The following is a 23,253-nucleotide window of genomic DNA, read 5'->3' as shown; positions in this document are numbered from 1 at the left end:
AGATGGTGCGCGTGAACCTCATCTACGCCCGCGCCGCCAACGGCGTGATCGGCGTCAACGGTGCCCTTCCCTGGCACCTGCCGGAAGACATGGCGCATTTCAAGCGCACGACCATGGGCGCACCGGTGATCATGGGACGCAAGTCCTGGGACTCCGTGCCGCCCAGGTTCCGGCCGCTGCCGGGGCGCACCAACATCGTCGTCACACGCCAGCCTGATTGGAACGAGCCCGGCGCGCAACGCGCATCCAGCCTGCAGGAAGCACTCGCGCTGTGCGGGCAAAGCGAGGAGGTGTGGATCATCGGCGGCGCGCAGATCTATGCCGAGGCGGCCCCGTTCGCGACCCGCGCCGTGGTGACCGAAATCGACCGCGATTTCGACGGCGATGCCCATGCGCCGGTGCTGGGTGCAGGCTGGCATGAAACGGCGCGCGAATCGGGCGTGTCGAGAAACGGCCTCCCCTACAGTTTCGTGACCCTGCAAAGGAGTGATGCAACATGAACATCCAGCAGTTGTTCGGCATTGAATTGCCGATCATCCAGGCACCGATGGCGGGCGTGCAAACCGGCGCGATGGCGATTGCCGTGTCGAACGCGGGCGGCCTCGGCTCCCTGCCCTGCGCGATGCTCACGCCCGAAGGGCTTCGCACGGAGTTGAAGGCCATCGCGGCGCAAACCACGCGCCCCTACAACGTCAACTTCTTCTGCCACACGCCGACCGAACCCGACGCGGCGCGCGAGGCGAAATGGCGCGCGGCATTGGCGCCTTACTACACCGAATTCGGCATCGACCCCGCAACGGTGCCCGCTGGCGCCGGCCGCGCGCCGTTCTCGGCAGCCGCGGTCGACCTGATCGAGGAGTTCAAGCCGCCGGTCGTGAGCTTTCATTTCGGCCTGCCGAGCGCGGACCTGCTCGCGCGCGTGCGATCGTGGGGTGCGAAAGTGATTTCCTCGGCCACGACGGTGGAAGAGGCGCGCTGGCTCGAAGCCCACGGCGTGGATGCCGTCATTGCGCAGGGCGTCGAAGCCGGCGGGCATCGTGGCATCTTTCTCAGCGACGACCTCACCACTCAGGTCGGCACGATGGCGCTGTTGCCGCAGGTCGTGCGCGGCGTAAAGGTGCCGGTCATCGCGGCGGGCGGCATTGCCGATCGCCAGGGCGTAAGGGCCGCGCTGGCGCTGGGCGCGGCCGGCGTACAGATCGGCACGTCGTTCTTGTTGTGCCCCGAGGCGTCGATCACGCCGATGCACCGGGCCGCGCTGCAAAGCCCGCGTGCCGAGCACACCACGCTCACCAACGTGTTCACTGGCCGGCCGGCACGCGGCATGTACAACCGGATCATGAAAGAGCTCGGTGCGCTGAGCGACGCACCGCCCGCCTTTCCGTTCGCAACGGCCGCGCTGGCGCCGCTGAAGGCCGCCGCCGAAAAGCTCGGCCGTGACGATTTCTCCACTCTGTGGTCGGGCCAGAACGCCAGCGGCTGCCGGGCAGTTCCGGCGGCCGAACTGCTGCGCTCGCTCGTGCCGTGATGCGGCAGCCGGCGCGGCTTTTGCTGGCGCGGCCTCTGCTGGCGTGGCTCGCGCTGGTGCTCGCGGCGACCGCCCTGCACGCCGCGCCATTGAGGGCCAAGGACCGGGTGTTGTTCATGCCCGGCACCGCGCGCGCCCTGCCGGACGGACAGGTCGAACTCGACGTGCATGCGTGGCTCTATGAGAAATCGCACATGCGCGGCTTCAACGCGGCTTTGGCGCGTTACCTGCACATCGATCTTCCGCAATTGGCGCCGGATGCGCGCCTGCGCTTCCACGAGCGCACCGGCCTGTTCCACACCGAGTCGACCGACGAACGGGTCATCGGCATCGTGCTGGACGGCAGCACGAATGCACTTCCCTTGCCGCGCACCGAGGACGACGGGCGATCCAATGCCCGCGTGGCCGTGCCCGCCTCGGCGGTGCGCAGCAAGGACCGGTTCGTACGCTTCCATGCGTGGACCGCTGTCGGCGATTCGCGCCGCTTCCAGGGCCAGGCCTTGCTGGTGCCGCCGGAAGGCTTGTCGGTGGTCTCGGACATCGATGACACGATCAAGCAAACCCATGTGCGCAACCGGCAAGAGATGCTGCTGAACACCTTCGCGCGTCAGTTCGAGCCGGTTCCCGGCATGGCGAGGAAATTCCGGGAAATGGCGGCCGATAGCGGCACGCGTTTCCACTACGTGTCGGGCAGCCCGATCCAGCTTTATCCGCCGCTGGCGGATTTCCTGCGCGACGGCGGCTTTCCGGAGGGCAGCGTGCACCTGCGCGAGAGCACCACCTGGCGGTCCTTGCTGACGTCGGACGCCACGCGCGCGCACAAGCTCAGCGTCATCGAAAGCCTGATGGAAGACTTCCCCCGGCGCCGCTTCCTGCTCGTCGGCGACTCGGGAGAGTCCGACCCCGAGACCTATGCCGAACTTGCGCGGCGGCATCCCGAGCGCGTCGTCGCCATCGTCATCCGCGACGTGACGCAAGAGGGCCGCGAGTCGCCCCGCTACGCCAGCGCCTTCGAGGATGTGGACCCGGCGCGCTGGCACGTGCTCACCGACGGCGCCTGGCCCGAGTTGCCGCGCTGAGCGGCACCCTTCGCGTCCGGTGCCCTGTTGGGCCTCCGGCTTCGCCGTCATCGATCATCGTCTCGGTGACAGCGATCGCTTGAATCAATGCTGTCGTCGGATCAGGGCAACTGGCCGCAGCCCGCTTTCCGCCGGCGAAGCTGAACCCCTCGTTCCTGCACCGCTGGGCAGACGCTGCTCGCCGCCGAGCCATGCTCCAAAACCCTGATTGATTTATTTATTGATGTGAATACGATACCAACCAATCAAATCCCATCAACCGTGTCCGCCACCCCGCCGACCATCGCCGACATCGCCCGCACCGCTGGCGTGGGGACGGCCACGGTCGACCGGGTGCTGAACCGCCGCCCCGGCGTCAATGCCGAGACGGTGCAGCGCGTCATGCAGGTGGTGGAGGAAATGGGCGCGCCGCAGCAGCCGGGCCGGCCGCGCAAGGGAGCCAACTCGCGCTTTGCCTTCGTGCTGCCGGCCGACGAATCACCCTTTCTCGACCTGGTCGAACGCCAGATCGCGCAGGCCGCGGGCGACTTCCGCCACGCGCACATCACCGAAATCACCTACCGCATCGACACGGCCGACCCGGTGCGCTTTGCCGAGGAGCTGGCGCAGATCGGCGAGTGCGAAGGCATCGCGCTGATGGCGCCCGACCTGCCGCCGATCAAGCGCGCCATCAACGAACTGGTGCGCGCGGGCGTTCACGTCGTGACGCTGTTCTCCGACGTGGCCGGCTCGATGCGCGAGACCTGCATCGGCGCGGACAACCGCGCCGCCGGCCGCACGGCCGGCCTGCTGCTGGGCCGCATGGCCGGCGAAGGCGGTCGCGACACGCTGCTGCTGTCATCGCAGGCCACGCGGCTCACCGCGGAGATCGAGCGGCGCATCGGCTTCGCGCAAGTCATCGAGGAGCGCTTTCCGCGGCTCAGGCTGCTGCGCACCGCGGATCTGCCGCCCGACAACGACGGCGCCCGCGAGGCGCTCCTGCAGGCGCTCAGGGACGACATCGATCCGTCCCGGGTCACCGGGATCTACAACGTCGGCTCCGGCAGCGCCGGCGTGGCCCGCGCACTGGCGGATGCCGGCCTCGCGCCGCAGGTCGGCGTGGTGGCCCACGATTTCACGGACGAGCACGGTTCGCTGCTGACCGCGAACGCGCTCTCCTACGTCCTGCACCAGGACATCCATTACTGCGTATTGACGGCGGCGCGCGTGTTGCGCGCCTTGTGCGAGAACGTCCGCGGCGCGCTCAACGTGGTGCAGCCGCGCATCGAGATCCTGACGGCCGAGAACCTTCACTGAAATCGGCAGCCGGGTATGTGTCCTTGAAACCCCTTGCTTTTTTGGAGACTGCTCATGAAATCGATCTCGAAGATGTTGCCGGGGGTCGTCGCCCTGGCTGCCGCCACCGTCCTCGGCCTGACCAGCACCAACGTCCTGGCGCAGGACAAGACGATCACCTTGTGTTGGGCGGCGTGGGACCCGGCCAATGCGCTCGTCGAACTCTCGAAAGACTTCACCGCGAAGTCCGGCGTGAAGATGAAGTTCGAGTTCGTGCCATGGACCAACTTCGCCGACCGCATGCTCAACGAGCTCAACTCGAAGGGCAAGCTGTGCGACCTGATCATCGGCGACAGCCAGTGGATCGGCGGCTCGGCGGAGCAAGGCCATTACGTCAAGCTGAATGACTTCTTCGCCAAGGAAGGCATCAAGATGACCGATTTCGCGCCCGCCACCGTGGTGGGCTATGCGGAGTGGCCGAAGAACACGCCCAACTACTGGGCGCTGCCCGCGATGGCCGACGCCGTGGGGTGGACCTATCGCAAGGACTGGTTCGCCAAGCCCGACCTGCAGGCCGAGTTCAAGGGCAAGTACAAGCGCGACCTGGCACCGCCGAAGACCTGGACCGAGTTCAAGGAAGTCTCCGAGTTCTTCCAGGGCCGGATGATCGACGGCAAGAAGGTCTACGGCGCCTACATCTTCACCGAGCGCGGCTCCGAAGGCATCACGATGGGCGTGACCAACGTGCTCTACCCGATGGGCTTCAAGTACGAAGATCCAAAGAAGCCGTATTCGATGAACGGCTTCGTGAACTCGCCGGATGCCGTGCGCGGCCTCGAGTTCTACAAGGCGATCTACAAGGGCAGCACGCCGCCCGGCCTGACCAACGCGTACATGGGCGAAGGGCTCGATGCCTTCAAGTCGGGCCAGGTCGCGATGATGATGAACTGGTTCGCCTTCTTCCCGGGCTTGTACAAGGATCCGAACGTGGGTGGCGAGAAGATCGGCTTCTTCACCAATCCGTCCGACAAGACCAAGGGCGTGCAGTTGGGCGGCCAGGGCATCTCGGTCGTTTCCTATTCGGCGAACAAGAACGAGTCGCTGCAATACATCAAGTGGTTCGCAAGCCCCGACGTGCAGAAGAAGTGGCAGGCCATCGGCGGCTCGTCGGCCGCGAAGGCGGTGCTGGACGACCCGGCCTATCCGAAGAGTTCGCCGTTTGCGCAGGCCTTCCTCGACTCGATGGGCATGGTGGTCGACTTCTGGGCCGAACCGTCGTATGCGCAACTGCTGCTCGCGATGCAGAAACGCGTGCATGACTACGTGGTGGCCGACAAGGGCACCGCGAAGGAAGCGCTCGACGCACTGGTCGTTGACTGGACCAAGGTGTTCAAGGACGATGGCAAGGCGAAATAAGAAGGCGTGAAGACCGTGAGCGCCATTCGTCCACCGATGCCGAGCCCTGCCAAAGGAATCGTCGCCCGCGCCGCCGAAGCCACGCCACCGGCCGTGGCGATGCGGATGCGCGGCCTTTCCGACCGGGCGATTGCGTGGCTCTTCGTCGGGCCGACGATGGCACTCCTGCTGGCGATCAACATCTTTCCGTTGATCTGGACGATCAAGCTGTCGTTCACCAACTACAGGGCCAACCGGCCCAACGCGAACGTGATCGACGTGGGCATCGACAACTACGTGTCGGTGCTCACCGATCCGGATATCTGGCTGGCGATGCAGGCCACGGCGCACTTCCTGTTCTGGACGATCTTTCTGCAGATGACGATCGGGTTCGCGCTGGCCTATCTCATCGATCGCAAGTTTCGCGGCCACGGTTTCTGGACCACGATGATCCTGATTCCGATGATGCTGTCGCCCGCGGTCGTGGGCAACTTCTGGGCCTTCCTGTACCAGCCGCAGATCGGCTTGTTCAACTACGCGGTGTCGTACCTGAGCGGCGTGCCGGCGTCGTCCTTCGAGATGATCGGCTCGGTCAAGCTGGCACCCTGGGCCATCATCATCGTGGACACCTGGATGTGGACGCCGTACGTGATGCTGATCTGCCTCGCGGGACTGCGCTCCATACCGGACTACATCTACGAGGCGGCCGAAGTCGACCGGGCCTCGAAGTGGCGGCAGTTCTGGTCGATCACGCTGCCGATGGTGCTGCCCTTCATCATGCTCGCGGTGCTGTTCCGCGGCATCGAGAACTTCAAGATGTTCGACATGGTGAATCTGCTGACATCCGGCGGACCTGGGTCGGCGACGGAGCTGGCTTCGATCACGCTGAAGCGCGAGGCTTTCGAGAAGTGGCGCACGGGGTACTCGTCGGCGTTCGCGATCATTCTTTTCGTGTCGGTGTTCGGGCTGGCGAACATTTATGTCAAGGCACTCAACCATGTCAAGAATCGCTGAGTTGAATTCCGGGCGTGGCGTCGGGACGAACGCCTCTTCTCCCTGCCTTGCGAGGTCGCCATGAGCCAGGGGATCAGCACGGCGCACTCCGTCGTCGAACCGGGTTCGCGCACACGCCTGTTCGCGGGATCGGTGGTCGTGCTCTATGCACTGATCACGATGATCCCGCTGGTGTGGATCATCCTCACCGGCTTCAAGACGCCGCCGGATTCGATCAGCTATCCGCCGAAGATCGTCTTCACGCCGTCGCCGCAGGGCTACTGCAACCTGTTCACGACGCGCTCCCGGCAGACGCCGGAATACGTCGCTGCGCTGCCGCCCGCGACGGACACCTGCGACAAGGTTGCGCGGGCCGACAACATGGTGGTGGCAGGGCCGTCGAACTATGTGCCGCGCTTCATCAACTCGCTGATCATCGCGTTCGGCTCGACCGTGCTGTCGGTGGGATTCGGGGTGATGGCCGCCTATGCGTTCTCGCGCTTCAAGGTGCCGCTGAAGGACGACCTGCTGTTCTTCATCCTCTCGACGCGGATGATGCCGCCGATCGCGGTGGCGATTCCGATCTACCTGATGTACCGCGAACTGGGGCTGTCGGATACGCGCCTGGGAATGATCCTGCTGTACAGCGCGGTGAACGTATCGCTCGCCGTGTGGCTGCTCAAGGGCTTCATCGACGAGATCCCGCGCGAATACGAGGAAGCGGCGATGGTCGATGGCTACACGCGGCTGCAGGCTTTCCGCAAGGTGGTGCTGCCGCAGGCGACGACAGGGATCGTTGCGACGTCGATCTTCTGCCTGATCTTCGCGTGGAACGAATACGCCTTTGCCGTGCTGCTGACCTCGGGCACGGCGCAGACGGCGCCGCCGTTCATCCCGATCATCATCGGCGAAGGCGGACAGGACTGGCCGGCCGTGGCCGCGGGAACGACGCTGTTCCTGATCCCGATCCTGGTGTTCACGATCCTGCTGCGCAAGCATTTGCTGCGCGGGATCACGTTCGGCGCGGTGCGCAAGTAAGGAGGGCCCGCATGACGCCTTCGACACTCCCGACCGGGCAACGCCGCTGGCCGCGCTGGCTGCGACGCGGTCCGATGGAAATCGTTGCGTGCATCGTCATCACGGCCGGGCTGGTGATGATGCTGCAGCCGGTGGCGATGGCGCTGTACACGTGGTCGTTCGTCACGACGCTGTTCGGCACGGTGCTGTTCATGGTCGTCTCCAAATTCCCCGAATGACCATGACCCCCAATTTCGCTTCGCTCCTGCCCCCCAAGGGGGCGCAGCCCGCCCTTGGGGCGGCCCGGCGGGAGGGCTGACATGGCCGAGATCCGCGTCCACCACCTGCACAAGGCCTTCGCCGAATTCACCGCGGTGAAGGACTCGACCTTCACCGTGCACAACGGCGAGTTCTTCTGCCTGCTCGGCCCCTCGGGCTGCGGCAAGACGACGACGCTGCGCATGATCGCGGGGCTGGAACTGCCGACTTCGGGGCAGATCTTTCTCGGCGACGAGGACGTGAGCTTCAAGCGGGCATCGGCCCGCGACATCGCCTTCGTGTTCCAGATGTTCGCGCTCTACCCGCACATGAACGTGCGCCGCAACATTGCCTTTTCGCTGGTCTCGCAGGGCATGCCGCGTGAGGAAGTCGGCCGCCAGGTCGAGCAGGCGGCGCGCATCCTGCGCATTACCCATCTGCTGGACAAGCCGGTGTCGCAACTGTCCAGCGGCGACAGGCAGCGCGTGGCGCTCGGCCGCGCGATCGTGCGGCAACCGCTGGCCTTTCTGATGGACGAGCCGCTGGGCGCGCTCGATGCCGAGTTCCGCGAAGTCATGTGCCAGGAGCTGCGTGCGCTGCACGACCGGCTGCATGCGACCACCGTCTACGTCACGCACGACCAGATGGAAGCGATGGCGATGGCCGATGTCATCGCGATCATGAACGAGGGTGTGATCGAGCAACTCGGCGCGCCGCTGGAGGTGTATGAGCGGCCCGCGAGCGTCTTCGTGGCCGACTTCATCGGTGCGCCCTCGATGAACTTCCTGCCCTTCGAGGCCGCGATGGCCAGCGGCGACTCGGCCATCACCATCGGTCCCGCGAAAGTCCACGTGCCGGCCGCCCGCGAAGACGTTTCCGCGCGTGCGCTGCTGTGCGGCGTGCGGCCCGAGCATGTTCGGTTCCGCGACGACTCGATGCTGCGCGCCGAAGTGCTCGGCACCGAGTACCTCGGCACCAGCACCGTCGTGACGCTCGCGACCGCGCAGGGCGCCACCGTCCGGGCCAAGGTCGACGTGGCGAACCCGGCCCGGCGCGGCGACCACGTCGGGCTGGCCTTCGATGCCGGGGCGGTCTCGCTGTTCGATGCGGCCTCGGGCCGCGCGCTGCGCACGGCCCGCGACGACCACCCGCACGTGATGCGAAATGGGGCACGCCATGGCTGAGCTTCGACTGTCGAATGTCGGCAAGCGCTTCGGCGCGGTGCAGGCCGTGAACGGCTTGCAACTCGACATTCCGAGTGGCGAGTTCTTCGTGCTCCTCGGCCCGAGCGGCGCAGGCAAGACGACCACGCTGCGCCTCGTCGCGGGCCTGGAAAAACCGGACGCAGGAAGCGTCTTCATCGGCGGCCGCGACGTGACCGCGAGGGCGCCCGCCCTGCGCGACGTGGCCTTCGTCTTCCAGCAGTACTCGCTGTATCCGCACCTGAGCGTCTTCGACAACCTCGCCTTCCCCCTGCGCTCGCCGCTGCGCCCCACGCCCGAGGCGGAAGTGCGCCGCAAGGTCGAGGAGGTCGCACACATGCTGCGCATTCACGACAAGCTGAAGAACCCCGCGACCAAGCTGTCGGGTGGCCAGATGCAGCGCGTTGCCATCGGCCGCGCGCTGGTGCGCAACCCGTCGCTCTACCTGATGGACGAGCCGCTCTCCTCGCTAGACGCCAAGCTGCGCAACGACCTGCGCCTCGAACTCAAGCGCATCCAGCAGGACCTGGGCGCCACGATGCTCTACGTGACGCACGACCAGATCGAGGCGATGACGATGGCCACGCGCATCGGCGTGCTCGACGCGGGCAGGCTGGTGCAGGTCGGCACGCCGCAGCAGATCTACGAAGACCCGAGCAGCAGCCACGTCGCGGCGCGGCTCGGCTCGCCGCGCATCAACCTCTTTCCGCGCGCACTGGTGCCTGGGGTGGCCGGGCCGCAGCAGGCCGTGACGGTCGGCGTGCGCGCGGAACATTTGCGCATCCATCGCGACACGGCCGGCACCGCCCACCGCGAGGCGCGCGTCAAGCGCGTCGAGCGGCTGAGCGACCAGCACCTGGTCCACGTCGGACTCGATGACAGCGACCAGGAACTGATCGTTTCCGCGCCCGGCAGCGAAAGCTTCGAGCCCGACGATGCGGTGCGTGTCGAGTTGATGAGAGCGCTCTGGTTCGACGCCGAGGGACAGCGCATCACCGCATGAATCACAACCAGGGAAGAACGACATGGCACACACAGACCTCATCCGGAACGCGACGCAGACATTGATCGACCACGTCGACGAACTCACCGCGCTCGACCAGGCCATCGGCGACGGCGACCACGGCCTCAACATGCGCCGCGGCGCGCTCGCCATCCAGGCCAAGCTCGATGGCATGGCCGACCAGACGCTCAACGAAGCGCTGCGCACCATGGGCATGACCTGCATGTCGACGATCGGCGGTTCGTCCGGCCCGGTGTTCGGCACGCTGATGATCACGCTCGGCAAGGAACTGCCCGAGCCGCCGACCGCCGCCGCGCTAGCCAGCGCCGTCGACGCGGGCATCAAGGCGCTGACCCGGCTGGGCAAGGCGGAGGTCGGCCAGAAGACATTGCTCGACGTGCTCGACCCGGTTCAGAAGGTGTTGGCCGCAGGCGGCGACAACCTGGCCGCACGCGTGCGCGATTGCGCCTTCGCCAGCGCCAACGCCACGGCCGAGATGGACGCCATCAAGGGCCGTGCATCGTTCCTCGGCGACCGTGCGCTGGGCCATGTGGACCCGGGTTCGCGTTCGATGGCATTGATCATCGGCGCGATCTGTGACAGCCTGCCGTCCGCTGCGCAAACGTCTTCCCTTTCCGCCTGAAAGCCACTGCCAATGAAGAAGCTCATCAACGATGTCGACAACATCCTGACCGAATCCCTCGACGGCTTCACGGCCGCGCACGCCGACATCGTGACGCTCGGCGACGGCGGCCTGTTCGTGCGCCGCAAGACGCCAAAGCCCGGCAAGGTCGCGCTGATCTCCGGCGGAGGCTCCGGCCATGAGCCCCTGCACGCCGGCTTCATCGGCCACGGCATGCTCGATGCGGCCTGCCCCGGCCAGGTGTTCACCTCGCCCACGCCCGACCAGATGCTGGCCGCGGCCCACGCGGTGAACACCGGTGCCGGCGTGCTGTTCATCGTCAAGAACTACTCCGGCGACATGATGAACTTCCAGATGGCCGCGGAGATGGTCGACTGCGACAACGAGACCGTCATCGTGAACGACGACGTGGCCGTCGAGAACTCCACCTACACCACCGGCCGGCGCGGTGTGGCCGGTACGCTCATCGTCGAGAAGATCGTCGGCGCCGCGGCCGAGCGCGGCGACTCGCTGGCCGAGTTGAAGACGCTGGGCGATTCGGTCAACAAGTCGACGGCCTCGATGGGCGTCGCGCTCACCTCCTGCACCGTGCCGGCGGCGGGCAAGCCGACCTTCCAGATCGGACCGGACGAAATGGAAATGGGTGTCGGCATCCACGGCGAGCCGGGTCGGCGCCGCGTCAAGCTGGCATCTGCCGACGACATCGCGGCGGAGCTGACCGGTGCGATCCTCAAGGACCTGTCGCTCAAGGCGGGGCAGGAAGTGATCCTGCTGGTGAACGGCTTCGGTGGAACGCCGCTGATGGAGCTTTACTTGATGGTCAATTCGGTGCGCAAGATCCTGGACGGGCACAAGCTGAAGGTGGCGCGCTTCCTGACCGGGCCCTACGTCACCTCGCTGGAGATGGCGGGTTGCTCGGTCACGGTGAGTGCCGTCGACGCGGCCACGCTGGCGCTGTGGGATGCACCGGTGCATACGCCCGCCTTGCGCTGGGGGATGTGATTATCGAGCGCACATGTGCACCCGCTACACCCCACCCGACTGGGCCGCCATCGAGCGCGAGTGGCTCATCGGCGCCCGCAACCAGCCGCCCTGGCCGGCCGAGATTTTTCCGCGAATGCCTGGCCCGTTCATTCGTCGCGCGCGCGACGAGGTCGACTACGCACGCGAGTTGATCGTTGGCCAGTGGGGCCTCATCCCCTGGTTCGCGGCGCAGCCGAAGCTCAAGTTCCCGACCAGCAACGCGCGCTCCGAAGAGCTGTCGGGCAAGGCCAGCTACAAGGAGCCGTGGGCGCGCGGACAGCGCTGCATCATCCCGGCGGCGACCTTCGACGAGCCGAACTGGGAAACCGGCAGGAACGTCTGGTGGACCTTCCTCCGCGCGGACGGCGCGCCGTGGGGGCTGGCCGGCCTCTGGAACACCTGGACCGACAAGCTGACTGGCGAAGTGCACGAGAGCTACACGATGCTCACCATCAACGCCGACGCGCATCCGCTGATGAACCGCATGCACAAGCCGGACCCCAAGCTTGGCCCTGACCAGCAGGACAAGCGCAGCGTGATCCCGATCGAGCGTGGCGACGTCGACCAGTGGCTGGCCGGCACCGTGAAAGAGGCGACGGAGTTGCTGCGCCTCGCGCCCGCGGAACTGTTCGTCGGTGCGCCGTCCACAGTGCCCGCGCAGCCGCCAAGAAAGCCGAAGCCGCCGCAGCGACCGGAACCGCCGCAGCAGCCCGGCCTCTGGTGAGAATGCCTCACTGCCCCGCGAGAGGGTGCGTCACCAGGCTGTAGATGGTGCGCACGCCATCGATGTAGTTGCCCATGCGCATGTTCTCGTTGCTGGCGTGCTGGTTGTTGTCGGCATTGACCAGCGGGACGATCGCAAACGGGACCTTCAACGCCTCGACGATCTCTGCCGTCGGCACGGTGCCGCCCATCATGCGGACGCGCACCGGCTCTGGCTTCGCGCCGAAGGCGTCGACCATCGACGCATAGGCCCATTGCCCGACGGCCGAATCCATCGGCGTACCGGCCGCGTCGCCGCCCTCGGTCTGCATGTCGAAGCTGGCCAGCTTGTCATGGCGGGCACGGTCCTCGTCGGTGGGCTTTCCCTTCACCAGGTGATAGCCCTGCTTCTGGATGTGCGCCTCGACCAGCTTGCCCAGGTAGGCCGCCGTGGAATCCGGCGTGGTGCGCACGTCGAGTTCGGCCACCGCTGTATCGGGCACGATGTTCGCGGCCTTGTCGCCGACCGTCGCCGACTGCATGCCGCGGACGTTGAGTGACGGATATTGCATCGCCTCCTGGTAGTTGGCGCCGACCGCATCCGTCTTCGCGATGCCGAGCCGCTTCTTCAATGCGCCCTCGTCGTCGGGCACGGCGGCCATGATCTTGCGCTCCGCGTCGCCGAGCTTCACGTGGTCGTAGTAGCCCTTGACCGTCACGCGGCCCTCGTCGTCCTTCATCGAGGCCAGCAGCGTGGCCAGGCGCTGCGCCGGGTTCGGCGAGTAGTTGCCGTAGTGGCCGCTGTGCAGCGACACCTTGGCGCCGTAGACGGTGAGCCGCGCCATGGCCGCGCCGCGATTGCCGAAGATCAGCGTGGGCCGGTTGGTCGCATGCATCGGACCGTCGTGGATCACGATGGCATCGCTGCGCAGCAGGTCGCGGTGCGCGAGCATGACCTTGCCGATGGTCGGCGAGCCTTTTTCTTCCTCGCTGTCGAGCACCACCTTGACATTGACGCCGAGCTTGTCGCCGCTGGCCTTCAACGCATCGATGGCGGCCAGGAACATCATGATCGGTGCCTTGTCATCGGCCGACGAACGCCCGAACACGCGCCACTCCGGGTCGACCGGGCCGCTGAAGAGGGGCGCCGGATCGATCTCTTCCCAATCGCCCTTCGCAGTCTGGCGCTTGAGCACGGGCACCCACGGGCTCTTCTGCGCCCACTGCTCGGGGATGACCGGCTGGCCGTCGAGATGCATGTAGAAAAGCACGGTCTTGCGCTTCGGGTCGCTGCCGGGCAGTTCGGCGAACAGCATCGGCTTGCCCTCGTTGGGCATTTGCTGCGTCGTGAAGCCGCGCTTCCGGAAAGCGGCCTCGAGCCAGTCGACGTTCTTGCGGATGTCGGCCGGCGCGATGGCGTCGTTGGGCAGCGAAAGCAATTCGAAATAGTCGCGAAAGGTGGCCTGCGCGTACTGCTCGGCCTTTGCGGGCGCGAGTTCGGCGGCGTGCGGGCCGGCGACGCCAAGGCTGGCGACGAGCGTGGCAATGAGGGGGAAGCGGCGCATGGTGGAGGTCATGGCCACGAAGATAACGCCAATTCAGGTCCCGTCCGCCGGCTCGGCGCCTTCCGACTTCAGGCCCAGGCCCTGCTGCTGCAGGCGGGCGATCGCGTCGGTGTCGAAACCCCAGTCGCGCAGGGCCGCGGCGCCATGTTCGCCACGCTCCGGGGCACGCTGGGGCAGCGCCGAAGGCGTTGCCGAAAAGCGCGGCGCGGGGCCGGGCTGGATGACGCCGCCCACGTCCACGAAGCTGCCTCGCGCGCGGTGCTGCGCATGGAGGGCCGCTTCGGAAAAGCCGAGCACGGGCGCCACGCAGGCATCGCTGCCGTCGAATATCTCGCACCACTGCGCACGCGTGCGGCCGGCGAAGGTCTTCTCGAAGACTTCGCGCATCCGCGGCCAGCCCTTGCGGTCATGCTGCGACGGCAGGCCTGCGCCGGCCAGGCCGAGCTTGTCGATCAGCTCGGCATAAAAGCGCCCCTCGACCGCGCCGACGGTCATGTAGTGGCCGTCGCTGGTGCGGTAGCTGTCGTACCAGGGCGCGCCGCCGTCGAGCCAGTTGCTGCCGCGTTCTTCTTTCCAGTTGCCCGAGGCGATCATTCCCCAGAACACCGCACCGAGCTGGGCCGCGCCTTCGATCATGGCTGCGTCGACCACCTGGCCCGCGCCGCCGCGCTGCACGTTCAGCAGCGCCGCGAGCACGCCCATCGCCAGCAGCATCCCGCCGCCGCCGTAGTCGCCCACCAGGTTGAGCGGCACGGTGGGCTTGCCCCCCGCCGGCCCGATGCCCGAGAGCACGCCCGACAGCGCGATGTAGTTCAGGTCGTGGCCCGCGCGCTCCGCCAGCGGGCCGGTCTGGCCCCAGCCGGTCATGCGCCCGTAGACCAGGCGCGGGTTGCGCGCCAGCGCCGCTTCGGGGCCCAGGCCCAGGCGCTCCATCGTGCCGGGCCGGAAGCCCTCGACCACCACGTCGGCACGCCCGATGAGTTCGAGCGCGGTGGCAACCGCCTCCGACTGCTTGAGGTCGAGCGTGACCGAGCGGCGGCCCCGCCCGGTGATGTCGATGCGCGGTCCGGTCGACTTGGGGCCAAGGTCCGAATGCGCGACGGGCCGGTCGATGCGGATCACGTCGGCGCCCATGTCGGCGAGCAGCATGGTGCCGAAGGGTCCGGGGCCGATTGCCTCGAACTCCAGTACGCGAATGCCGGACAACACACCCATGGAACGCTCCAGTTGTTTCGATTCGATCGGGCAAGTGGAACCGATCGAGCCGGTCCCACACCCACCCCGTTCGGGTAGGGCCGTCCGGCGGCGCCGAAGCAACGCCTGCTGCTGCACAATGCCCCGCTGCGCGGATGCTTGCCGGCGCGCGATGACTTCCATGCCCACAAGACCCTCCCGCTCCAGCACACCGGCCGCACCGGCCGCGCCCGTGCCAGATGCGCCGCGCCAGGCCGCCGGCATCATCGCGCGCGATCGCCTGCTGGGCCGGATGATGGCGGCGCGGCAGCTGCGCTGCATCGTCGTCACCGGCCCGGCGGGCTCGGGCAAGTCCACGCTGGTCGCGGCCTGGCGCCAGGCACTGGTTCCGCTGGACTCCGATGTCGCGTGGTTCGCGCTCGCCGCCGCGGACAACGAGCCCGCGCGCTTCCTCGACGGCCTCCTGGCCAGCGTGGCGCAGGTCGATCCGGCGCTGGTGCGCGAAGCGGCGCAACTGGCCGGCACCAGCGTCGATGCCGATCCCGATGCCGTCGAGCGGCTGGCCATCTCGCTGGTGCGTGGCATCGCATCGCATCCACGCGACCTGGCCCTGGTGTTCGACGACCTGCATCACCTCGGGCACCCGGCGATCCACGAGGCGCTGCAATGGCTGCTCGACTATGCGCCGCCCAACCTGCACCTGGTGCTGGTCTCGCGCGGCACGGTCCGCCTTTCGCTCGACCGCCTGCGCAGCCAGTCGCAGGTGCTGGAACTCGACCTGCGCGACCTGCGCTTCACCCTCGCGGAAACCGGCGAGTTCCTGAAGGCGCAACTCGGCGACGTCGATGCGCGCACCGTCAGGACGCTGCACGAACTCAGCGACGGCTGGGTCGCCGGCCTAAGGCTCTTCACGGTCGACTGGAAGAAGAAGCAACTCGAGGCGGGCCGCTCGGCGCCGGGCGAGCCGTTCGCACGCGTGCCGGTGCGCGACGCACAGGCCTTCCTGCAGTACTTCGAGCAGGAAGTTCTTTCGCGCCTTGCGCCCGACGAACTCGATCTACTGGTGCGCGTGGCGCCCTGCACCCGCTTCTGCGCATCGCTTTGCGTCGCGCTGCTGGACGCGCCCGATGCCATCGGGCAGGCGGCCACCCTGCTCGCTCGGCTCGAAGACGACGATCTCTTCGTCGTCCCTGTCGAAAGCCGGTCGCCCGAGACCTGGTATCGCCTGCATCCGCTGCTGCGCGAGACGCTGAGGGAGCGCTTTGCCACCCTCGACGCAGCCACGCGGCAGGTGGTGCATGCACGCGCCTTCGCCTGGTTCCGCGCCAGGGGCTTGCTGGAAGACGCGGTGCGCCACGCCGTGCAGGCGGGCGAGTCGGCGCAGGCGGTCGTGCTGATCGATCAGTGCGCGCCATCGCTGGTCGTGCGCGGCGAACGCAACGAGCTCATCGCATTGCTGCGCCAGCTACCGCCGCAGGAGGTCCTTCGAAGCTTCAGGATGCGCCTGTGGACGTCGCGCTCGCAGATGTTCCAGCGCGACCTGGACGCTTGCCAGCACACCTTGGACGGGCTTGCACGGGACGTTCCCGAAAGCGACGCGGCCCTGCGCTTCTACGTTGCGACCTTGCAGGCCGCGCTGGCCGTCCAGCGCGACGACATCGACGCGGCACTGGCGATGCTGCCGCAGTTGCAGGTCGCGCCGCCGGATGCCGACCCGCTTGCCGTCGGCGGACGCAACAACATTCTTTCGTGGCTCTATTCGCAACGGGGCGAGTACGAGAAGGCGCGCAGCGTGCAGAGCGAGGGTGCGCCCCTGGTGGTCGACGGCATGCCCCTGCTCGGCACGGCCGCAGGCAGTCTCCAGGGCCGTAGCCTGGTCGGCATGAGCTACGCGCTCGAAGGCCGCATGACCCAGGCCGAGCGGATCTACCGCGCGGTCCTCGTCGAGGCCGAGCAAGGCGGCAAGGCCTGCGTCGACGCCTACCACCTGACGGTCGGCCTGCTTGCCGACGTGCTGTACGAACTCAACGACACCCGGCAGGCGCGCGCCCTGCTCGAGAACCGGCTCGAGGTGATCGAGCGGATCGCCATCCCCGATGCGGTGCTGCGCGCATTCAGGCTGCTGGCCTCCGCCAACTGGCAGGACGGCAACCGGCAGGAAGCCTTCGCCCATCTCGAGCGGCTGGAGGACTATGCCGTCAAGCACAAGGTCGACCGCCTGCTCGCGCACAGCCTGGCCGAACAGGTCCACTACCGCCTGCTGCTGGGCGAGACGGCGGCCGCCGAAGCGGCGCTTGCGCGGCTCGTTGCCATCGAGGCACGCCATGCGGCGTCCACATCGAGCGCGCCCCGCGAGATCAGCGAACTGGCGCAGCGCGCGCGCATTCGCATGGCCGTGGCGCACGGCGACCTGGACGCCGCGGCCGCGCAGCTCGCGGACATCGTCGCGCAATGCGAAACCCGCGGCCGCGAACGCATCGTGGCGCACCTGCTGGTCAAGAGCGCAGTGATCGAGGCGCGCCTCGGGCGCTACGAATCGGCACGGCAGAAGCTGCTGGAGGCCTTGCGCCGGGGCCACCGGCTCGGCCTGCTGCGCAGCCTGGTCGACGCGGACCCGATCGCGCACGAGTTGATTGACGAGCTGGCGAAGACCGAGCAGCTCGGCCCGGTGCTGGCCTTCTACGTCGAGCATCTCCAGGCCACGCGCGCGCAGCCCGACACGACGACTGGCAACACCGGCAGCACCGGCCCCAGGACGGCCGCGGGCAAACGCGGCGCAATGCCCGCCACCCTCGAAGCATTCAGCGAGCGCGAGATCGACGTGCTGCGCCTGCTGGCCCAGTCCATGCCCAACAAGAAGATCGCGCGCGCCCTCGGCCTGTCGCCCGAGACGGTGAAGTGGTACCTCAGCCGCATCTACGGCAAGCTGCGCGTGTCGGGCCGCGACGAAGCCGTGGCGCGCGTGCGCGACTTCGGCTGGGACGTCGGGGGCACCGGCGGCGCCACCCACTCCGGGTAGGGCCTCTGCCCGTGGGGCGCCGGATCATCGGCCACCCAACGGAACGAGGATCCCATGCCGAGCGAAAGCATCCCGCTGCGCGAGTCGCAGCTCTCGATCGAAGACGGCATCGCCGTGTTCACGCACCAGCGTCCCGAGGCGCGCAATGCCCTGTCGATGGAACTGCGCGCCGACTACCGCGACATGCTCGGCCACGTCGAGGCCGACCGCCGGGTGCGCGCGCTGGTCCTCACCGGCTCCGGCGGCAGCTTCTGTGCCGGCGGCGACCTGAAGGCGCGGCAGGCCAGCGCCGACCCCGAGTTCCGCTCGGCCGACGCCATGCGCCGCCGGGTCCAGGCCGGGCACGGCTGGATCGAACGGCTGCGCTCGCTGGAGATGCCGGTCATCGCCGCGGTGGACGGGCCCGCCGTCGGCGCCGGCTTCTCGATCGCGCTGGCGGCCGACTTCATCCTTGCATCGACACGCGCCTCCTTCTGCATGTCCTTCGCAAGGATCGGGCTGGTGCCCGACCTCGGCGCCTTCCACTTCCTGCCGCGCGCCGTCGGCCTGCCGATGGCCAAGGAACTGGCGCTGACCGCGCGCCGCGTGAGCGCCGCGGAGGGCAGGCAGCTCGGCTTCGTCCACACGCTGCACGAGCCGGACACCCTGCAGGCCGATGCGCTGCGCCTTGCACGCCGCTTCATCGCCGGTTCGCGCGAGGCCATGGGACTGACCAAGACCCTGATGAACAAGAGCTTCGAGACGCCCTACGCCACGCTGGCCGAGCTCGAGTGCAACGCGCAGGCCGTGGCCTCGACCACGCCCTACTACGACGCGGCCGTGGCCGGCTTCCTGCGCGGCGAACCCGCCGCCTTCGACTGGGACCGCGCTCAGGGGTGAACCCGCCACCCATCCGGGGTAGTGGCGCGCCGCCGCCCCCGGAATACCTTTGAGCCCAGAGACAAGAACCCCTGCAGGAGACATACCGTGAACGTGACCCGCAACGTCTTCCGAGACGACCATGAGATGTACCGCGAGACGGTGCGCCGATTCCTGGAGCGCGAATGCCTGCCCCGGCAGCAGGCATGGGACCAGGCCGGCCAGGTCGATCGCGAGACCTGGTTGAAGGCTGGCCGCGAAGGCCTGCTGTGCGCCTCGCTGCCGGAGGAATTTGGTGGCGGCGGCGGTGATTTCGGCCATGCGGCCGTGTTCGGCGAGGAGGTGGCACGCTCGGGCGTCAGCGGGCTGGCCTTCGGCATGCACTCCGACATCATCGCGCCCTACATCCTGCGCGCCGGCACCGAGGAACAGAAGCGCAAGTGGCTGCCGGGCGCGGCCTCCGGCGAGATCATCCTGGCCATCGCGATGACCGAGCCCGGGACCGGCAGCGACCTGAAGGCGGTGAAGACCACCGCCGTGCGGGACGGCGACGAATACGTCATCAACGGCAGCAAGACCTTCATCAGCAACGGCCTGACCGCCGACCTGATCATCGTGGTCTGCAAGACCGACCCCACCGCCGGCGCCAAGGGCATCAGCCTGATCGCGGTCGAGGCATCGCGCGACGGGTTCCGGCGCGGGCGCAAGCTCGAGAAGGTCGGCCAGTACGCGCAGGACACCGCCGAGCTCTTCTTCGACGACGTGCGCGTGCCGGTGGCCAACCGCCTGGGCGAGGAAGGCAAGGGCTTCGCCTACCTGATGGGCGAGCTGCCGCAGGAGCGCTTCACCATCGCCGTCTCGGCCGCTGCGCGGCTGGAGCGCGCGCTGCAGACCACGATCGACTACGTGAAGGAACGCAAGGCCTTCGACCAGACCGTGTGGGACTTCCAGAACACCAAGTTCAAGCTGGCCGACATCAAGGCCCAGGCCGTGGCCGTGCGCACCATGATCGACCACTACCTGGCCGAGCACATCCGCCGCCGCCTCACGCTCGAGGAGGCGGCCATCGCCAAGCTGTTCGCGACCGAGACGCTGGGCAAGGCCCTCGACGAGATGGTGCAGCTGCACGGCGGCTACGGCTACATGCTCGAGTACCCGATTGCGCGCGACTTCGTCGACATGCGGGTCACGCGCATCTACGGCGGCACCAGCGAAGTGATGCGCGAGCTCATCGCGCGGAAACTTTGACACACCCCCAGGCTGCGCGCACTTCGTGCGCTACGCCACCCCCCTCGCCGGGGGCAACACCAGCGGCCCGGCAAAGCCGGTTCCGCGGTGTTCCACGAACAGAGACCCGAATCAACAGGAGCGAGTGAATATGACAAACAAGGTTTTCGTTGCCGGCGTCGGCATGATCCAGTTCAAGAAGCCCGGCACCAGCGGCAGCTACGACGAGATGGGCGCCGAGGCGGTGCAGCAGGCGCTGGACGACGCGGGCATCCGCTACGACCAGGTGCAGCAGGCCTATGCCGGCTACGTGTACGGCGACTCCACCTGCGGCCAGAAGGCGCTGTACCGCGTGGGCATGACCGGCATCCCGGTGGTCAACGTCAACAACAACTGCGCCACCGGCTCGTCCGCCCTCTTCCTGGCGCGCCAGGCCGTGCAGAGCGGCGCGGTCGACGTCGCGCTGGCCGTCGGCTTCGAGCAGATGAACCCCGGCGCGCTGAAGTCCGCATGGACCGACCGCGCACCGGCGCTGGAGCGCGCCAACCTGATCGTCGACGAACTCGTCGGCCAGCCCGAGATGCCCAAGGCGATCCGCCAGTTCGCCGGCGCGGGCCTCGCGCACATGCAGAAGTACGGCACCAGGCTCGAGACCTTTGCCAGCATCCGCGCCAAGGCCAGCCGCCACGCCGCGCGCAATCCCCTCGCGGTGTTCCGCAGCGTCGTCTCGACCCGCGACGTGATGGAAGCGCCGATGCTGTGGGAAGGCGTGCTCACCCGCCTGATGGCCTGCCCGCCGACCTGCGGCGCCGCGGCGGCGATCGTGGTCTCGGAAGCCTTCGCCCGCAAGCACGGCCTGCGCACCGACGTGTTCATCGCCGGCCAGGCGCTGACCACGGATACGCCCAGCACCTACGACTCGCGCGACATGATCCGCGTCGTCGGCTTCGACATGACCCGCGCGGCTGCGAATGCCGTCTACGAGCAGACCGGCATCGGGCCGCAGGATGTCGACGTCATCGAGCTGCACGACTGCTTCGCGCAGAACGAGCTGCTGACCTACGAAGGCCTGGGCCTGTGCGAAGAAGGCGGTGCGGAAAAGCTCATCCAGGACGGCGACAACACCTATGGCGGCCGCTGGGTCACCAACCCGTCCGGCGGCCTGCTTTCGAAGGGCCATCCGCTGGGCGCCACCGGCCTCGCGCAGTGCTACGAGCTGACGCACCAGATGCGCGGCACGGCCGGCGAACGCCAGGTCGAGAACGCCAAGGTCGCGCTCGCCCACAACCTGGGCCTGGGCGGCGCCTGCGTCGTCACGATGTACCAGAAGGCCGCCTGAGCGCGCGAGGCAAAGCCATGATCGACAAGAAACACATCGGCATGAAGCTGCCGGTCTACAAGGCCACGGCAGAGGCCGGGCAGCTGCGCTTCTTCGCCAAGTCCATCGGCGAGACCAACCCGATCTACATCGACGAATCGGCCGCGCGCGACGCCGGGCATCCGGGCCTGCCGCTGCCGCCGACCTTCCTGTTCTCGCTGGAGTTCCAGATCCCGTCGAACGCCTGGCGAGACGAACTGGGCATCGTCACCTCGCGCATCCTGCACGGAGAAGAAAGCTTCAACTACCACCGCATGGCCTACGCCGGCGACACGCTGCAGTTCGAGACGCACATCGCCGACATCTACGACAAGAAGGGCGGCGCCCTGAGCTTCGTGGTGCGCGAGTCGCGCGTGACCAACCAGCGCGGCGAGCACGTGGCCGACCTGCGCAGCATCCTCGTCCACAAGAACGCGTGAAGCCAGGAGCCCGCACCATGAGCCAACCTCAACTTCAACCTCAAACTGAACTGGCATCCGCCAACGTCGGCGACACCCTGCCGGCGCTGGAACTGCCGCCCATCAACCGCACCACGCTGGCCCTGTTCGCCGGCGCCTCGGGCGACCACAACCGCATCCACATCGACACCGACTACGCGCGCCAGGCCGGCGCGACCGACGTGTTCGCGCACGGCATGCTGTCGATGGCCTACCTCGGCCGGCTGCTCACGCAATGGGTCGACCAGCGCCAGCTGCGCCAGTTCGGCGTGCGCTTCACCGGCATCACGCACCTGGGCCACAAGATCACCTGCACCGGCCGCGTGGTCGACAGGTTCGAGGCCGACGGCGAACAGCGCGTGAAGCTCGAGATCCAGACCTGCAACCAGTACGGCGAGACCAAGATCCTCGGCGACGCGGTTGTTGCGCTCACCCCCAGGCTCGCTCACTTCGTGTAGCCACCCACCCCCGCTCCGGGGGCAACACCAGCGGCCCGCCAAAGCCGGATTCGCAGTGTTCCCCGCGAAGACCGATTCCATCCCAACTCAGCACCCAGGAACAGACATGAAAAAACTCGACGGCAAGGTGGCACTGGTCACCGGTTCGGGCCGCGGCATCGGCCAGGCCATCGCCATGAAGCTCGCCAGCGAAGGCGCGCGCATCGTCATCAACGACCTCGACGCCGAACCGGCGCACGAGACGGTCGAGCTGCTCAGGAAGAGCGGCGCGCAAGCCGTGGCCTGCGTCGGCAGCGTTGCGGCGCCCGACTTCGCCGAGCGCTACATCAAGACGGCGATGGACAACTTCAAGGGCATCGACATCATCGTCAACAACGCCGGCTTCACCTGGGACGACGTGATCCAGCGCATGAGCGACGAGCAGTGGTACGCCATCCTCGACTGCCACATGACCGCGCCGTTCCGCATCCTGCGCGCGGCCTACCCGGTGATCAAGGCTCAAGCCATGGCCGACCAGGAAAAGGGCATCGAGAACTTCCGCAAGGTGGTCAACATCTCGTCGACCTCGGCGCTGAACGGCAACGCCGGCCAGATGAACTATTCGTCGGCCAAGGCCGGCGTGATCGGCATGACGCGCGCACTGAGCCGCGAATGGGGCCGCTTCAAGGTCAACGTCAACGCGGTGGCCTTCGGCCTGATCCACACCCGCATGACGAGCGCCGACGCCAAGGCCGGCGCCACCATCAACATCGAAGGCAAGGACATCCGCGTCGGCCTGAACCCCGACCTACTCAAGTCGCACGCGCAGCGCAACCCGCTGGGCCGCGGTGGCTCGCCCGACGAGGCGGCCGGAGCGGTCTACCTGTTCTGCACGCCGGAATCGAACTACATCACCGGCCAGGTCGTGGCGGTGGCCGGCTCGCCGCAATAACTGCGCGACGCATGGGGACGGCAGCGGGCCAGGCACCCGCTGCCGCAAGTCGATCTAAAAGCAATCCG

22 protein-coding genes are annotated in these 23,253 nt (G+C 67.5%); 20 read left to right on the top strand and 2 right to left on the bottom strand.

The window, feature by feature from the left end; genetic code table 11:
* Positions 1-2: 2 nt before the first annotated feature.
* From WKW80_RS03430 to WKW80_RS03370, 13 genes are all read left to right on the top strand, one after another.
* Complete coding sequence (locus WKW80_RS03430; RefSeq protein ID WP_422822843.1) at positions 3-500, top strand: dihydrofolate reductase; 498 nt, start codon at positions 3-5, stop codon at positions 498-500.
* On the top strand, positions 497-1,528 hold the full coding sequence (locus WKW80_RS03425) for an NAD(P)H-dependent flavin oxidoreductase (RefSeq protein ID WP_340362106.1): 1,032 nt from the start codon (positions 497-499) through the stop codon (positions 1,526-1,528). Before WKW80_RS03430 ends, WKW80_RS03425 begins: the two co-directional genes overlap by 4 nt.
* A gap of 20 nt (positions 1,529-1,548) precedes the next feature.
* Positions 1,549-2,607: a phosphatidate phosphatase App1 family protein gene (locus WKW80_RS03420; protein WP_340362105.1), complete on the top strand. Its 1,059-nt coding sequence runs from the start codon at positions 1,549-1,551 to the stop codon at positions 2,605-2,607.
* Positions 2,608-2,868: 261 nt separating this feature from the next.
* Complete coding sequence (locus tag WKW80_RS03415) at positions 2,869-3,903, top strand: LacI family DNA-binding transcriptional regulator (protein ID WP_340362104.1); 1,035 nt, start codon at positions 2,869-2,871, stop codon at positions 3,901-3,903.
* A 54-nt stretch (positions 3,904-3,957) separates the two neighbouring features.
* The gene (locus WKW80_RS03410; RefSeq protein WP_422822842.1) at positions 3,958-5,298 is read left to right on the top strand and encodes an ABC transporter substrate-binding protein; all 1,341 of its coding nucleotides are present in this window, start codon (positions 3,958-3,960) and stop codon (positions 5,296-5,298) included.
* Positions 5,299-5,334: 36 nt separating this feature from the next.
* Positions 5,335-6,291, top strand: coding sequence for a carbohydrate ABC transporter permease (locus WKW80_RS03405; RefSeq protein ID WP_340362206.1), 957 nt, complete (start codon positions 5,335-5,337; stop codon positions 6,289-6,291).
* A 60-nt stretch (positions 6,292-6,351) separates the two neighbouring features.
* The gene (locus WKW80_RS03400; protein ID WP_340362103.1) at positions 6,352-7,308 is read left to right on the top strand and encodes a carbohydrate ABC transporter permease; all 957 of its coding nucleotides are present in this window, start codon (positions 6,352-6,354) and stop codon (positions 7,306-7,308) included.
* A gap of 11 nt (positions 7,309-7,319) precedes the next feature.
* The gene (locus WKW80_RS03395) at positions 7,320-7,526 is read left to right on the top strand and encodes a hypothetical protein (protein WP_340362102.1); all 207 of its coding nucleotides are present in this window, start codon (positions 7,320-7,322) and stop codon (positions 7,524-7,526) included.
* An 81-nt stretch (positions 7,527-7,607) separates the two neighbouring features.
* A complete protein-coding gene (locus tag WKW80_RS03390; protein ID WP_340362101.1) occupies positions 7,608-8,729 on the top strand; it encodes an ABC transporter ATP-binding protein in 1,122 nt (373 codons plus the stop codon).
* On the top strand, positions 8,722-9,750 hold the full coding sequence (locus WKW80_RS03385; RefSeq protein WP_340362100.1) for an ABC transporter ATP-binding protein: 1,029 nt from the start codon (positions 8,722-8,724) through the stop codon (positions 9,748-9,750). Before WKW80_RS03390 ends, WKW80_RS03385 begins: the two co-directional genes overlap by 8 nt.
* Positions 9,751-9,772: 22 nt before the next feature.
* Complete coding sequence (gene dhaL, locus WKW80_RS03380; RefSeq protein ID WP_340362099.1) at positions 9,773-10,393, top strand: dihydroxyacetone kinase subunit DhaL; 621 nt, start codon at positions 9,773-9,775, stop codon at positions 10,391-10,393.
* A 12-nt stretch (positions 10,394-10,405) separates the two neighbouring features.
* Positions 10,406-11,395 carry a dihydroxyacetone kinase subunit DhaK gene (dhaK, locus tag WKW80_RS03375; protein WP_340362098.1) on the top strand — a complete coding sequence of 330 codons (990 nt, stop codon included), beginning with the start codon at positions 10,406-10,408 and terminating at the stop codon, positions 11,393-11,395.
* Between the two features lie 13 nt (positions 11,396-11,408).
* Positions 11,409-12,140 (top strand): SOS response-associated peptidase, encoded by a 732-nt coding sequence (locus WKW80_RS03370; protein ID WP_340362097.1) that lies wholly within the window; start codon positions 11,409-11,411, stop codon positions 12,138-12,140.
* A 7-nt stretch (positions 12,141-12,147) separates the two neighbouring features.
* Here the strand turns inward: WKW80_RS03370 and WKW80_RS03365 are convergent, their stop codons facing one another.
* Both WKW80_RS03365 and WKW80_RS03360 read right to left on the bottom strand, forming a co-directional pair.
* Positions 12,148-13,683: a M20/M25/M40 family metallo-hydrolase gene (locus tag WKW80_RS03365; RefSeq protein WP_340362096.1), complete on the bottom strand. Its 1,536-nt coding sequence runs from the start codon at positions 13,681-13,683 to the stop codon at positions 12,148-12,150.
* A gap of 33 nt (positions 13,684-13,716) precedes the next feature.
* A complete protein-coding gene (locus WKW80_RS03360; RefSeq protein WP_340362095.1) occupies positions 13,717-14,898 on the bottom strand; it encodes a CaiB/BaiF CoA transferase family protein in 1,182 nt (393 codons plus the stop codon).
* A gap of 160 nt (positions 14,899-15,058) precedes the next feature.
* Between WKW80_RS03360 and WKW80_RS03355 the strand changes: the two genes are divergently transcribed.
* From WKW80_RS03355 to WKW80_RS03325, 7 genes are all read left to right on the top strand, one after another.
* The gene (locus WKW80_RS03355; protein ID WP_340362094.1) at positions 15,059-17,896 is read left to right on the top strand and encodes a helix-turn-helix transcriptional regulator; all 2,838 of its coding nucleotides are present in this window, start codon (positions 15,059-15,061) and stop codon (positions 17,894-17,896) included.
* Positions 17,897-17,950: 54 nt separating this feature from the next.
* Positions 17,951-18,775, top strand: a complete 825-nt coding sequence (locus WKW80_RS03350) for an enoyl-CoA hydratase/isomerase family protein (protein ID WP_340362093.1) — start codon at positions 17,951-17,953, stop codon at positions 18,773-18,775.
* An 87-nt stretch (positions 18,776-18,862) separates the two neighbouring features.
* Positions 18,863-20,002, top strand: coding sequence for an acyl-CoA dehydrogenase family protein (locus tag WKW80_RS03345; RefSeq protein ID WP_340362092.1), 1,140 nt, complete (start codon positions 18,863-18,865; stop codon positions 20,000-20,002).
* Between the two features lie 130 nt (positions 20,003-20,132).
* On the top strand, positions 20,133-21,320 hold the full coding sequence (locus tag WKW80_RS03340) for a lipid-transfer protein (RefSeq protein ID WP_340362091.1): 1,188 nt from the start codon (positions 20,133-20,135) through the stop codon (positions 21,318-21,320).
* 17 nt (positions 21,321-21,337) lie between these two features.
* Positions 21,338-21,778 (top strand): MaoC family dehydratase N-terminal domain-containing protein, encoded by a 441-nt coding sequence (locus WKW80_RS03335; protein ID WP_340362090.1) that lies wholly within the window; start codon positions 21,338-21,340, stop codon positions 21,776-21,778.
* A 17-nt stretch (positions 21,779-21,795) separates the two neighbouring features.
* A complete protein-coding gene (locus WKW80_RS03330) occupies positions 21,796-22,254 on the top strand; it encodes a MaoC family dehydratase (RefSeq protein ID WP_340362089.1) in 459 nt (152 codons plus the stop codon).
* Positions 22,255-22,360: 106 nt separating this feature from the next.
* Positions 22,361-23,185, top strand: a complete 825-nt coding sequence (locus WKW80_RS03325; RefSeq protein ID WP_340362088.1) for an SDR family NAD(P)-dependent oxidoreductase — start codon at positions 22,361-22,363, stop codon at positions 23,183-23,185.
* Positions 23,186-23,253 lie beyond the last annotated feature (68 nt).

The organism is Variovorax humicola, assembly GCF_037889915.1.
Taxonomy (GTDB): domain Bacteria; phylum Pseudomonadota; class Gammaproteobacteria; order Burkholderiales; family Burkholderiaceae_C; genus Variovorax; species Variovorax humicola.
The sequence above is the reverse complement of the archived record's forward strand: the minus strand, read 5'-3'. Positions and strand labels throughout refer to the sequence as shown.

What these genes read in the sequence shown, in the direction of transcription:
- WKW80_RS03430 (WP_422822843.1), top strand. Translation starts at nt 3, where the DNA reads ATGGTGCGCGTGAACCTCATCTACGCCCGCGCCGCCAACGGCGTGATC.
- WKW80_RS03425 (WP_340362106.1), top strand. Translation starts at nt 497, where the DNA reads ATGAACATCCAGCAGTTGTTCGGCATTGAATTGCCGATCATCCAGGCA.
- WKW80_RS03410 (WP_422822842.1), top strand. Translation starts at nt 3,958, where the DNA reads ATGAAATCGATCTCGAAGATGTTGCCGGGGGTCGTCGCCCTGGCTGCC.
- WKW80_RS03405 (WP_340362206.1), top strand. Translation starts at nt 5,335, where the DNA reads ATGCCGAGCCCTGCCAAAGGAATCGTCGCCCGCGCCGCCGAAGCCACG.
- WKW80_RS03400 (WP_340362103.1), top strand. Translation starts at nt 6,352, where the DNA reads ATGAGCCAGGGGATCAGCACGGCGCACTCCGTCGTCGAACCGGGTTCG.
- WKW80_RS03395 (WP_340362102.1), top strand. Translation starts at nt 7,320, where the DNA reads ATGACGCCTTCGACACTCCCGACCGGGCAACGCCGCTGGCCGCGCTGG.
- WKW80_RS03390 (WP_340362101.1), top strand. Translation starts at nt 7,608, where the DNA reads ATGGCCGAGATCCGCGTCCACCACCTGCACAAGGCCTTCGCCGAATTC.
- WKW80_RS03385 (WP_340362100.1), top strand. Translation starts at nt 8,722, where the DNA reads ATGGCTGAGCTTCGACTGTCGAATGTCGGCAAGCGCTTCGGCGCGGTG.
- dhaL (WP_340362099.1), top strand. Translation starts at nt 9,773, where the DNA reads ATGGCACACACAGACCTCATCCGGAACGCGACGCAGACATTGATCGAC.
- dhaK (WP_340362098.1), top strand. Translation starts at nt 10,406, where the DNA reads ATGAAGAAGCTCATCAACGATGTCGACAACATCCTGACCGAATCCCTC.
- WKW80_RS03370 (WP_340362097.1), top strand. Translation starts at nt 11,409, where the DNA reads ATGTGCACCCGCTACACCCCACCCGACTGGGCCGCCATCGAGCGCGAG.
- WKW80_RS03365 (WP_340362096.1), bottom strand. Translation starts at nt 13,683, where the DNA reads ATGCGCCGCTTCCCCCTCATTGCCACGCTCGTCGCCAGCCTTGGCGTC.
- WKW80_RS03360 (WP_340362095.1), bottom strand. Translation starts at nt 14,898, where the DNA reads ATGGGTGTGTTGTCCGGCATTCGCGTACTGGAGTTCGAGGCAATCGGC.
- WKW80_RS03355 (WP_340362094.1), top strand. Translation starts at nt 15,059, where the DNA reads ATGCCCACAAGACCCTCCCGCTCCAGCACACCGGCCGCACCGGCCGCG.
- WKW80_RS03350 (WP_340362093.1), top strand. Translation starts at nt 17,951, where the DNA reads ATGCCGAGCGAAAGCATCCCGCTGCGCGAGTCGCAGCTCTCGATCGAA.
- WKW80_RS03340 (WP_340362091.1), top strand. Translation starts at nt 20,133, where the DNA reads ATGACAAACAAGGTTTTCGTTGCCGGCGTCGGCATGATCCAGTTCAAG.
- WKW80_RS03335 (WP_340362090.1), top strand. Translation starts at nt 21,338, where the DNA reads ATGATCGACAAGAAACACATCGGCATGAAGCTGCCGGTCTACAAGGCC.
- WKW80_RS03330 (WP_340362089.1), top strand. Translation starts at nt 21,796, where the DNA reads ATGAGCCAACCTCAACTTCAACCTCAAACTGAACTGGCATCCGCCAAC.
- WKW80_RS03325 (WP_340362088.1), top strand. Translation starts at nt 22,361, where the DNA reads ATGAAAAAACTCGACGGCAAGGTGGCACTGGTCACCGGTTCGGGCCGC.